Annotated in this window: 6 protein-coding genes; 4 read left to right on the forward strand and 2 right to left on the reverse strand. The window is 34.5% G+C overall.

Annotated elements, in window-relative coordinates:
- Positions 1 to 12 precede the first annotated feature (12 nt).
- The 3 genes from ACIQVU_RS16095 (at position 13) to ACIQVU_RS16105 (ending at position 6863) form a co-directional block, all read left to right on the forward strand.
- A complete protein-coding gene (locus ACIQVU_RS16095) occupies positions 13 to 2940 on the forward strand; it encodes a type I restriction endonuclease subunit R (RefSeq protein WP_402896315.1) in 2928 nt (975 codons plus the stop codon).
- 22 nt (positions 2941 to 2962) lie between these two features.
- Entirely contained in the window at positions 2963 to 4918 is a 1956-nt protein-coding gene (locus ACIQVU_RS16100; RefSeq protein WP_402896317.1) for a tetratricopeptide repeat protein, read from the forward strand.
- Positions 4919 to 5309: 391 nt separating this feature from the next.
- Positions 5310 to 6863, forward strand: a complete 1554-nt coding sequence (locus ACIQVU_RS16105) for an RNA-dependent RNA polymerase family protein (RefSeq protein ID WP_402896319.1) — start codon at positions 5310 to 5312, stop codon at positions 6861 to 6863.
- 238 nt (positions 6864 to 7101) lie between these two features.
- Here the strand turns inward: ACIQVU_RS16105 and ACIQVU_RS16110 are convergent, their stop codons facing one another.
- On the reverse strand, positions 7102 to 7827 hold the full coding sequence (locus ACIQVU_RS16110) for a M48 family metallopeptidase (RefSeq protein ID WP_402896321.1): 726 nt from the start codon (positions 7825 to 7827) through the stop codon (positions 7102 to 7104).
- A 1520-nt stretch (positions 7828 to 9347) separates the two neighbouring features.
- Positions 9348 to 11348 carry a DEAD/DEAH box helicase gene (locus ACIQVU_RS16115; protein WP_402896323.1) on the reverse strand — a complete coding sequence of 667 codons (2001 nt, stop codon included), beginning with the start codon at positions 11346 to 11348 and terminating at the stop codon, positions 9348 to 9350.
- A 200-nt stretch (positions 11349 to 11548) separates the two neighbouring features.
- Between ACIQVU_RS16115 and ACIQVU_RS16120 the strand changes: the two genes are divergently transcribed.
- The gene (locus tag ACIQVU_RS16120) at positions 11549 to 11851 is read left to right on the forward strand and encodes a hypothetical protein (protein ID WP_402896325.1); all 303 of its coding nucleotides are present in this window, start codon (positions 11549 to 11551) and stop codon (positions 11849 to 11851) included.
- Positions 11852 to 11960 lie beyond the last annotated feature (109 nt).

Here is an 11960-nt window from a genome sequence, read left to right on the forward strand (position 1 = left end):
AGGTGAATGTGGATGAATAAACTAGAATATACCGAGGTGGAACTGCCTTTCATTGAGCAACTAAAAGGCTATGGTTATGTGCATAAAACAGGACCAGAGCTTGATAGTGAGCGTTCGTCAAAGGCGGCAATCGTGCTTGAAAAGCGTTTTGCACAGGCGATTCGTCGTTTTAACCCTTGGATAGATGGCAGCAACGTAGATAAAGTTGTGAAGCAGTTCGTGTCGCATCAAGCAGAGGATACGTGGCACGCGAATAAAACGATATTTGAATGGTTATTCGGGCAAGGGATTTCCGTCATGCAAGACCTCGGCAGTGGCAAGAAAAATCAGACGGTAACGCTGTTTGATTTTGATACGCCAGAAAATAACGAGTTCCTTGTCGTCAATCAGTTGTCGATTGAAAATGCAAATGGCACAATTCGTCCTGATATTGTGCTGTACATAAACGGTTTACCACTTGTATTGGTCGAATGTAAAAGTCCGAAGCTACAAGTGGATAAGCAGTTACCAGAAGGCGTGCGTCAGTTTGAGCGTTATATGCAAACGAATGACAAGCTATTTTGGTACAATCAAATTTTAATTGTGACAAGTCGTGATAGAGCACGTGCAGGAACGGTGTTTGCGAAGGCACAGCATTACGGTTTATGGAAAGACCCCTATCCTTTAACGATGGACGATGTAGGCTCAGACCGTGCGCAAGATATATTAATTGCGGGGATGCTCCGAAAAGAAGCATTGCTTGATTTAATGCGTAACTTTATCGTCTTTGATGGCAAGGTGAAAAAACTGGCACGCTATCAGCAATATCGTGCCGTGAACAAGGCGATTGACCGTATTTTAACGGCGGATAAACCTGCACTTCGAGGCGGTGTTGTGTGGCATACGCAAGGCTCTGGGAAATCGCTGACGATGGTATATTTAGCGATGAAGCTGCGTCGTCAAACGAAGCTCGAAAATCCGATGCTCGTCATTGTGACCGACCGCCAAGACCTTGATGAACAAATTACGGGTACGTTCCAGCAATCGGGCTTCCCGAATCCAACACAAGCAAGCTCCGTAGCTGACTTAAAGCAGCAGCTCGCAAAAGGTGCGGGCAGTACGGTGATGACACTTATTCAAAAATTCCAAGGCGATGAGGACAAGCAGTTCCCTATCATTTCGGAATCGGAAAATATTATCGTCATGACGGATGAATCACACCGTTCACAGTACAAAGGGTTAGCAATGAATATGCGTAAGGCACTCCCTAACGCGACATTTATCGGTTTTACAGGTACGCCAATCGAAAAGGAAAAGCGTTCAACAACAGGCAAGTTCGGTGCGTATATCGATAAATATACGATTGAGCAAGCGGTTGAAGATGAAGCGACAGTTGCGATTTTTTATGAGTCACGCCTCCCAAATTTACACGTAAAAGGCGAATCGCTAGACGAATTATTTTCACGTTCGTTCCATGAGTATGATGAGGATACACGTGAGAAGATTAAGCAGAAGTATGTGAACGATGAGCTATTACTCACTTCACCCGACCGAATGCGTGAAATTGCACTCGATATTGTGCGCCATTATGAAAGCAAAATTTTAGTGAATGGTTATAAGGCACAGGTCGTTGCCGTGTCGCGTCATGCAGCAGTGGAATATAAAAAGCTCATCGATGAGTTTGCAGCAGGTCAGTTTGAAACAGCAGTCATTTTCTCTGCTGGTCAAAATGATTCGGAGGAAATGCGTCAGTACCATATTTCAAAAGAGCAGGAAAAGAACCTCATTTCGCGTTTTAAAAAGCCAATGGATGAGGATAAGCTCGCCATGCTCATCGTATGTGACAAGCTCCTAACAGGCTTTGACGCACCGATTGAGCAGGTCATGTATTTAGATAAGCCATTAAAAGAGCATAACCTTTTGCAAGCGATTGCCCGTACGAACCGTAAGTATGATGATAACAAGACTTACGGGTTAATTGTCGATTACTTCGGCGTATCGCGGTTCCTTGACCAAGCGCTTGAAATTTTCAGTGCGAATGATGTACAAGGAGCTTTGGAATCGATTGATAGTGAACTACCACGCTTAGAGCAGCGTCATCGTGCAGCACTTCGTTATTTTGATGGCGTGAAGCCGAACGATTTAGAAGAAGCGATTTTACGTTTGGTCGATGAGGACGTTCGAGCAGATTTTGACATGGCGTATAAGCGTTTTGCACAGAGCATGGATAAAGTATTACCAAGTCCAAAAGCCGAGCGTTTTACGGGCGATTTAAAGCGTCTAGGTGCGATTCGTCAGTTGGCGAAATCACGTTTCTCTGTTGATGACGGTATGGATATTTCGGAATGTGGTGAAAAGGTACGCCGTCTTGTACAGAACTACTTGTTCACAGAAGGCATCGACGCCCGTGACCCTGTTTCCATTTTGGACGTATCGTTTAAAGAGGAACTCGAAAAGAACGTCAAGCCCGAAACGAAGGCTGCTCAAATGGAACACGCCATCAAAAGGGAAATCACGATTCGTTTAGAAGAAGATAAAGTTTTTTATACATCTTTACGGGAAAAAGTCGAGCAGCTTATCGAAAAATACAAAGAGCGCCAAATGACCATTTTCGAGCTATTAGAGAAGCTAGAAGAAGCGAAGGAAGCGATTGTGACAAAAGTTAGCGGGAAAACGCAAAGTGGCTTAACGAGCTTGCAAGAGCCTTATTATAACAAGTTGTTGGAAGTGCATGAAGAAAGTGCTGAATATAATTTGAAGCAAATTGCGGTGGACGTGCATCAGTTTATTGAGGATACAGTAGCGCCGATAAGTGATTGGTCGTCAAAGACGGATTTTAAGCGTAAATTGACGGCTGACTTAAAGGTAAAGCTGTTGAAAGAGAAAATGTCGATGAGTGACGCTTCAATGCTGACTGGATATTTTATTGCGTTAGCAGAGAATCAGTATGGGAAGAAGTAGGTTAAGAAAGGTAAGAAATTAAATGATAAAAAATTTAAATTTGCATCAGATTGATTTTTTAATACCTGCAAACATGCAAAATATTTATGATTATGCCTTAGCAATCATGCAAGAGCATGAAAAAGAAGCTGCAAGAATATTTCGATATTTATTAACACAAAGAGATGTTAGCAATGTACATTCAGGTTGCTTGATAAGTTTAGGGCGCATTAATTTAAATAAATATTCAATAGCTATTTTTAGTAATAAGAGAGATTTAAAAAAAGAGTCAGAATTAGCGAAATTTGCTTTAGATGCTTTGAAAGTTAAACCTTCGAATACAATGGCGCATGCTTTTTTAACTGAACTATACGTTTTAATAGGTGATTTTAAAACAGCAATTCAATATTTCCATGAAATTCCTACATTTCATGGAATATTAGCTCTTGAGCAAAATTTTTCATCACAACTTAAATTCATAAGTGAACTTATTAGACGTGGTGATTTTTCTAGGGAAATATATTTAGGTGAAGATGCAAAAGCGTTTTATAGGGCTTTTTTGAAACAAAAAAAACATAAATTATCAGATAAAAGTTATTGTGCAATTGCAAATTGTTTCTTAGATGGTACAACTGAAAATGCTTTATTTGCTTTAGATATCGTTAAACTTGCTGAAATTGAATACGGAGAAACGTTCTCTATTATTACTATGTACTGTAATATTTACAGCGTAGGTTTATATCAATTTCCTGAAAAACTATTATATTATGCATTAAAAAGAAAAGAGATGTCACAAGGATTAGAAGATAAATTTGAAAAAGAATACTTAGAATTAACAGATTCTCATCTTGGTCAAGCATACGTTGGTGTGAAAAATTATGAAGAAGCTATTAAAGTTTTAGAGGGAAAAGTAAACTCAAGTCCAACTAATACAGATTTGCATAACTTAGCAAATGCATATTACCACGTTAAGAATTATGATTTAGCGTTACAGAACGGGATACGTGCTTTATATACACAAGAAGATGAAACTACATTGCATTTAGTAGCACGCGTATATCATGAGCAAAAAAATCATAAAGAAGCAATTAAATATTTCGAAAGAGAATTACATTTTAGAAAGAATGAAGAAAAAGTTATTAAAACTCAGGATGAAAACGGACAAATTATACTTTCCAGATTAAGTGATGAAGATGAAGAAATGGGTTATGAAAAATTATATCTTTTATTTTTGAGTAGTTTATATCAGGAAAAAGAGTATATAAAAGCTAAAGTAATCTTGGAAGAAGCGTTAGCAGATTATCCAGATAATTTGAATATTAAATTGTGGGAAAGTATTCTTGATAATGCTTTATCTCAAGAACAGCTTATAAACTCATATGAAGAATTGCTAGATGAAGAGAGAAAAAAACATTTTAGTGCTCGTGAAAATTTAGAAAATACTAGACATAAATATCATGCTTGGGCAGAACAATTATTATCCATACAAAGTAAAGAATTTAACGAAATTACTTTAGACAAAGATATGGAAATAATTATAGAGGCGTTAAAAGATGAGTCAGGACTTTCTAGTCAGAAGTTAAAAGAGGTAAAGAAAAAAATAGCAGAGTATTTCCCGTATCTAGAGTATAAGAGTCAAGTCTTTTTAGCAACTGCTGATTATTTATATAGCTCAAATCGTTATGGAATTATGGATTTTGCCCCTATTGTAGTAGAATATAGCAAGGTATTAGAATATGAATTAAATGCTAGATTGAAATTTAAAAAGAAACAAACTCTAGGACAGCTTATTCACTATATTAGAGAAAATAAAGTTCCACATTTCATTGAGTATTTATCAGACATAAATCAAATTCTTTTGTGGCGAAATGGAAGTGCTCATACAAGTACATCAACGATAGAGGTCGTAGAGTCCATTCGAGATAAATATTATAGTGAAGGACTTTTAGAAAACTTATTTAAGCATGGAAAAAGGAGAAGAAAGAAGAAAAAGAAATAAAACTTTAGTTGAAGATAGAAAAATACTATCATAAAAAACGAGCCACACTACAAGCTATGACGACGCTTATAGTGTGGCTTTCAAATTATACATATAAAGCCTTCTCGTTTGTTTTCAACTGTTCTTGATTTTCTTCACAATCATCCACAAGCACCTCAAAACGTATTTTTGAATACTTTCGAATAGTGCATATATTTTAAGGAAGCTAGCTCATGTGCAAGTAAGTTAATTGGTGATTCAAAAGTTGCCGCTCCATGCAAAGCTCAAACACCAAATAGATATAATTTAAATTCCGTTTTTTTAATTTTAAAATAACTACACTATAATAATATCCCAAAAATCGGTATTATATTCTTAAGGGATAATGAATTCAAGAAATTGGGTGAGACTAATGAGAATAAATAACTATTATAATTTTAAAAATCCTATTAGACATTTTTTAAATATCGATGCAGTTCTATTTTCTTCGGAGTCAGAAAACTTCAGTGTTAAAGATTTAGCTCATACAGAACCATTTAAATTTAGAATATTAAAAAATGAAAATAAGTATAGAGTACTGAAATTTCCTAATATCTTGAATTTTTATTGCAGTTTAAATAAGTTTAAAAATGTAGAATTCTTTAATGAACCAAATAAATTAGATGATAGAAAGAGATTAATGCCTAATACAGTCACGGGGGATTTTATTTCAGGAGCATATGATAGACAGCTTGACAAAGATTTTCTTAATCTTTGCTTATATGATAATTTACTGCGACTAGATATAAAAAGCTATTATTCAGGAATATATACACATCATTTAAATTACGGTTTAGAGGAAGTCAATATTGAGCTTTTCTTAACTAATTTAAACTCTGGTAACACAAATGGATTAATAATGGGAAATTATATATCTTTGTATTTTGCTGAAAAATATTTGGTGAAAATAAGTAATTCTCTCCAAAAGGCTTTGGAAAATGAAAATATTAGTTGTGATTTTCAATATTTCTCTGATGATTTCTATATTTTCTGTAATGAACGGGACAATGAAACAGTAATTCAAGTATTTGATTCCGTTTTAGAAAAATATAATTTGGAAAGAAAAGAACCAATTGAAAAGTGGACATATATTCAGTACAACGAACAAAATATAGCAGAGAGATATTGGAAAAAAATTATTTCAGAAAGTCATAGGAGATTTGATGATACTAAAAATAATAACAATTTATATTTTATCAATCAGTTAGTGTATAGAATGTCTAATATTAAAGAGGAAAAGTTCCAACGGACATTTTTAAATACATTTTTTAAATCCACATACTTTCATGAACTAGATATTACAAAATATGAATTGCAGGATTATAATTTCCATCAATTATGCTTCATTTATAAATTTTCACCAGAAACATTGATATATAGCTTAGTGAAATTTGTTGAATTTGAGAATTTTAGAAATACTGTTTTTATTGAATTTTTGGAAGCAAGATATAGAGAAAGTCTGGGTAAAAGATTTAATGAGCAGCAAATATATTTTTATTACGCTCTAAAACTACTTAATAAAAAAAGAATTTTGAAGAAATACAGAGAAGAAGTTATTAAAAGCGAAAATCAAATATTGATTTCTTACTATTTAAAGGATGAACTATTTGTTAAAAAAAATATTGATTATCTAAAAGATATCGCTGAAGAAAGTTATTGGTTTCAAAATTACCACTTAATTCTTTTTACGGATTTATCCGATGATGACAATTTAAATGAGAGCATAAATAAATATTTAATTCCTAAACAAGCAAGTAAAGATAGGCAAAAAAATAATTATCGAGAATTTTATTTGTTAAATATAAATGCAGGTATTGCCTTTATTAAAAATATAAATGCAATAAGCCTTGGTATTGAAGAGTATAGAGCCAGCTTAGTAGAAGAAAGAGCGGAATTATTTGGCGAATCAGAAGGTGAATATGAATAAATATATAGTCAATTAATGCAGGGAAAATGGAATTTAAGTATCATAATGAACTAGATGTGAATAGATGATTAGATTAAAGTGATAAGAATATCCCGAAATGGTGTAGGTCATCCAACTGAAGTGGTTTTGAATATGAAGTTCAATTAATCGCATTTATGTCGATTATTAATCAGTATCAGGCGTTATTAAATAATTTAAATGGGAATTGACTGTTAAATACAATCAACTCCCCAAATATTTATATATGAAGAGTGGTTCCGTTAATTCGGAGCCATTCTTTCCGTTTCTCATAATCATCTATAAGCATCCCCAACGTATCCCAAAAAGCCTTCGAATGGTCCATATATTTTAAATGTGCTAGTTCATGTGCAAGTACGTAATCAATAATTGAAACAGGTGCGAGTAAGATGCGCCAATTGATAAGTACCTGCCCGTTTGCTGTGCAACTTCCCCATCGTTGCTGCTGGTCTTTTATTTTCACAGCAGTCGGCTCTTGTTGCAATTTTATCGTGAATCGATGAATACGGTTCCGAACGAACGCCTCACCTTTTTCCTTAATCCATTGCTCGTAAAGGGGTAATAGAATCTCGCGATGCTGTTCTTCTGCAATTTGTACAGGTAGCAGTGCAATGAATGTGCCTTGTTGAAATTTGAATGTTGCCTCACGAATATCGTCATTTTTAAACACTTTCAATCGATACTGTCTGCCTAAGTATGGCAGCTTTTCGCCAGATAAGAAGGCACGAGTATGACTCTCATCAAGCATCTCGTTGAAATGAAACAGTTGAGCGCGAATCCAACTCGCCTTTTGATAAACAAGCTCCTCAATTTTATCTTCTGTTGTTTGTGCTGGTGCAGTAATCATTACACCATTCGCATCGACACTAATTGAAACGGTCTTGCGTCGTTGACTCCATTTGATTGTATAAGGGATGGTATCTTGCCCAAATTGAATACTATACATAAAAAATCCCTCCTACAAAATATCTCTTACATTTTATCATGCTGCTGAAAATAGTATAAAGCCCGAACAGTGACAAAAAAAGCTGTGCTCGACCTCAACGGTATTGTTGTAGATGATAGAACATATTATGTGTAGACTTCTAACGTTTAGATGCTTAAAAGAAAAACGTGACAAAAATTTAAATTAATTCTTTAAGAAACTACTGATTTTTTTGTCACGTTTGCGTAATTTGTTGTGGATACACAAATGCAATTTTGCTGCGATAAATATAAAAGATTTCAATGGCAACGTGTAAATGTTATATTCTAGCGCAGCATTTGCTTCCGAACGCAACACACGTTGTTTTGTTCCACTTAAGACATTGCTTGCTTCCGAAAATGAAAAGGGTGACAAAAATTTAAATTAATTCTTTAAGAAATTAACGGATTTTTTGTCACCCTTAACATACTTTGAAATGTGTCTAAAATGTGACTACTCTGTGCAACAAATACCTATATGTGCTTTTTGTTTCCGAAAAGCGTCATGTTTTGTTGTGGATACACTTATTCGCTTAAGCTGCGATTAAATTGAAAAAGGATTTCAATGGCAACGTGTAAATGTTCTGTTCCAGCGCAGCATTTGTTGTTGAATAGGGCACACGTTGTTTTTGTGTCACTTGTTGCATTGTATGTTGCCGATAGAGTGGAACGGTGACATTGTTTTAGTGTATTCTCTAAAACAATAAACGAAAATTTTGTCACCTTTAACATTTACATTGATTGTGTTTAATTGTTTTCGTGGTGGATACACATTAACTTGTAAGCTGCGATAGAAAACAGAAAACAAATATAATGGCAACCTGTAATGTTTTATTTCGGCGCAGCGTTTGTTTCTGAACACGACACACGTTGTTTCGTACCACTTAAGGCGTTTATTGCTTCTGGATAATGAAAAGCGTGACAAAAAATTAAATTAATTCTTTAAGAAACTACAGATTTTTTTGTCACGTTTATGGATTGCGGTGTGGATACACAATTACAGTTTTGTTGAGATAAATATATAAAACATTTCAATAGCAACGTGTAAAGTCATGTTAAGGCGCAAAACTTGTTTTCAAATAGGACACACGTTGTTTTATATTACTTAAAGCATTGAGTGTTTCCGAAAATGAAAAAGGTGACAAAAAATTAAATTAGTTCTTTAAGAAACTACAGATTTTTTTGTTACCTTTTCTAATGTTAAGAATTTAACAGCTTGTGCAATGTGTTAATGAATCCAGATGTTGTAGCACATAATGCTTTTATTTGTATTACGTTTCACTTAGTCGTAGGAACACTGTAACGAAGTCTGTCTAAGCTTCGAAAAAAAGATGGCAATCGCAACACGTAAAGTAGTATTTGGATGCAATATTTGTCACTAAAAAGGACGCACGTTGTTTTACCTGTAGAACTACGCTTTTAATTAGTACGAAGCAACGTGTGCGTTAGAGTACAAAAAAACGATAGCGCATGAAAGCACTATCGCTAAATGTATTATTAATTTTATGAAGCCAGCAAAAGATAGATTAAGTCTACGTTAGCGATGACTTCATTCTTTTTAATTGTGCATTTCAGTAAATTAGCAACCTCTTCGTTTGTTAAATTGAATTGTGCTGCTATTGTAGCTAGAGTGTGTAATTCTAACGAATATAAGCGTTTCGAATTTGTTCTCTTTTCTCTTTTGAAAAAATATATTTTTTGCATTTTTTCAGCAGGAAGTAAATTTCCGTCAATTGAACAAATAGCTAGTTTATGAGCTTCGTGTAAAAGAATTTTTAATTCTTTTACAGTAAAGTAATTATCGCCGACTTCACCTGCTATCAATTGAACATATTCTAACGTAAAGTTTGTATTATTGGTACGTTTTAAGGTTTGTAGCTCTACATAACCGTTTAAAGTATCAATTAGCAAATTCACTTGAGTAGATGAGAAGTTTTCCGCAAGTTTTATCAACAAGTTATAGCATGACGTATAAGGTAACAAAGCCTTCAAAGTTCGTTTTTCAGCAGGCTCAAGGTCGTGATTTTTCAAATAGAAATCGAATTGCTTTTGTCGCTTTTGCAACAGTTCGAAATCTTGGTCAGTGAAGCGCTGTGAAAGAGGTATATCGCTAATACTAATATCCTCTTTAGTAGCATCTTCTTCAAGTTGTGAATCTAAGTCATAGTCTACACAAGAAATTGTATAGTGCGGAAATTGCTTTTTAAGGGCTGCAATAAACGCATGACGATTCGATTTATAGTACAGTTCGAAATCCTTTGAAATGTCGTTTAAAATTGCTAGTTCATCAATTACAATTGATTTTCCATCTAAAGCTAGATAAGCATTTCTTTCGCAAGATGAGATAGATTGAACAGTTAGTTCGGTAACTCCATTAGTCATTTTGATTAAATTTTGTTTTGAATTTTGCGCTTCGATTTTCAAGCTTCGGAATTTTTGCTCATAGTTATAAAGCATCGAATTACAATTTTCAAAATCGGATGGATTTTCAGTGAAAATTGAGAATCTAGCGTAAGGTTGACGAATTCGATTACTAATTTGCTCGATTGTTAAAGGACTGAAGAAATTTGAAAATTTATGAGCTACAACGATAACTTCTATTTTTTCATGTTCTTCAATGTTGATGCTAATTCCTTCTGCTAATAAAGAAGTGGTGAAAATAACATCGATGTTTTCAGGGAATCGCCCTAACTGAACAATGCTAAGATAAGCATTATTGTCTTTTCCGATTGATGAGTCGATATTAATTGCTGAAATACTGTTCTCGTTTAATTTGTCTGCTAAAGCTTTGTTTCTTTTGACAGATTGTAAAAATACAATCACTTTATGACCATCATTTACCCGACGATAAATGTATGGAAGTAAACATTTAGCTAGTGGCATTTTTTTCGGGAACGAAACGATGCTAAACTCGTTAAATAGTGGTTTAGCGCTACGCTCAACTGTAATTAAGCTATCAAAGCTATCTAATAAAATTAGTTGCGGTGTACCTGAAAGCGCAATGACACTTTTAGCTTTCTGTTGTAACTTGTATAAGCTCGCCATTGTTTTCTTTCGGAAGTTTTTGTTATAGTCAGCAATTAGCCGATGGTACTCATCGATTATCAAATTGTATTTCGAAGTGTTATTTAGCAACTTTAAATGTGAAACTAACATTTCGGCTTGGTCATAAGTAGTTATGAACACACGATTACCTTCTCCTATATGTTGGTTGATTAGTTCTTCTTTCCTTTTGACACTACCCGTTAGTAAAATAGTACCGTTTGGATGATTTTGAGCGATTTGTTCACACAAATTTACGGTAGGAGCCGTAAAGATATAATATTCACTCAACTCATTTTGAGTAGCTAATTGTAGCGCAGCATTCATTAGGCTAGTTGTTTTACCAGTACCTGTTTGAGCATTAATAAGTAGGCTCTGCTCGCGTTGCAACCACTCTTTCGCTAGTTGTGCTGTAATTTTACCGTTATGTAGTTTTTCTTGTGATACGTATTCCTTTTTCATAGTATTTCCTCCGAATGTTTGTTATTTACGAAGAAGAATACAATAAAAAAACGATTTAAAATTCAAAAACATGTCGTACCAATTTTTACCTATTTATTAAAGGGTTCGACATGAATAACGAATCGTTCGACCACTTCTTATCCGCAAGCTGTATTTTTCTTAGTATAGTGTGGGTATCAAAAAAGAAAGGTGGTAATATGATGGAATTTACAGGATTAGAAAGCGCTGTGAAGGACTATAATTTGGCTGCACACGCTATTATTGTAATGGACAAAGAAACGCTGGAGGTTTGGACAGATGTATTTGAGGGTCCGAATACTTGGAAGGTTTATCACGATGATAGCGTGGTAGATGTGCTTGAAAAACACGCGTTTTATCCAGAAGATATTACAATTACGGTAACAGAACTAAAGGAACGCTGTCTTGCTATATATGAAGATAGATTAGAAGCGTTTGAATGGGATGCTATGGTATCAAAATTAAATGGCTTTTTCCTTTTTTAATACCATACACAAAAGGGGCTGTCCCATAAGTCCTTAAAATAAATCTGGAGGAGAAAAACATCACGTTTTTCCCCTCCAGATTTTTTGTCTATTCGCTTGTTCCCTGAAA

The sequence above is a fragment of the Lysinibacillus sp. NPDC098008 genome (assembly GCF_044760715.1).
Classification (GTDB): domain Bacteria; phylum Bacillota; class Bacilli; order Bacillales_A; family Planococcaceae; genus Lysinibacillus.

Excerpts from the sequence above, each read along its gene's own strand:
- ACIQVU_RS16095 (WP_402896315.1), top strand. The coding sequence starts at position 13 with ATGAATAAACTAGAATATACCGAGGTGGAACTGCCTTTCATTGAGCAA.
- ACIQVU_RS16100 (WP_402896317.1), top strand. The coding sequence starts at position 2,963 with ATGATAAAAAATTTAAATTTGCATCAGATTGATTTTTTAATACCTGCA.
- ACIQVU_RS16105 (WP_402896319.1), top strand. The coding sequence starts at position 5,310 with ATGAGAATAAATAACTATTATAATTTTAAAAATCCTATTAGACATTTT.
- ACIQVU_RS16110 (WP_402896321.1), bottom strand. The coding sequence starts at position 7,827 with ATGTATAGTATTCAATTTGGGCAAGATACCATCCCTTATACAATCAAA.
- ACIQVU_RS16115 (WP_402896323.1), bottom strand. The coding sequence starts at position 11,348 with ATGAAAAAGGAATACGTATCACAAGAAAAACTACATAACGGTAAAATT.
- ACIQVU_RS16120 (WP_402896325.1), top strand. The coding sequence starts at position 11,549 with ATGGAATTTACAGGATTAGAAAGCGCTGTGAAGGACTATAATTTGGCT.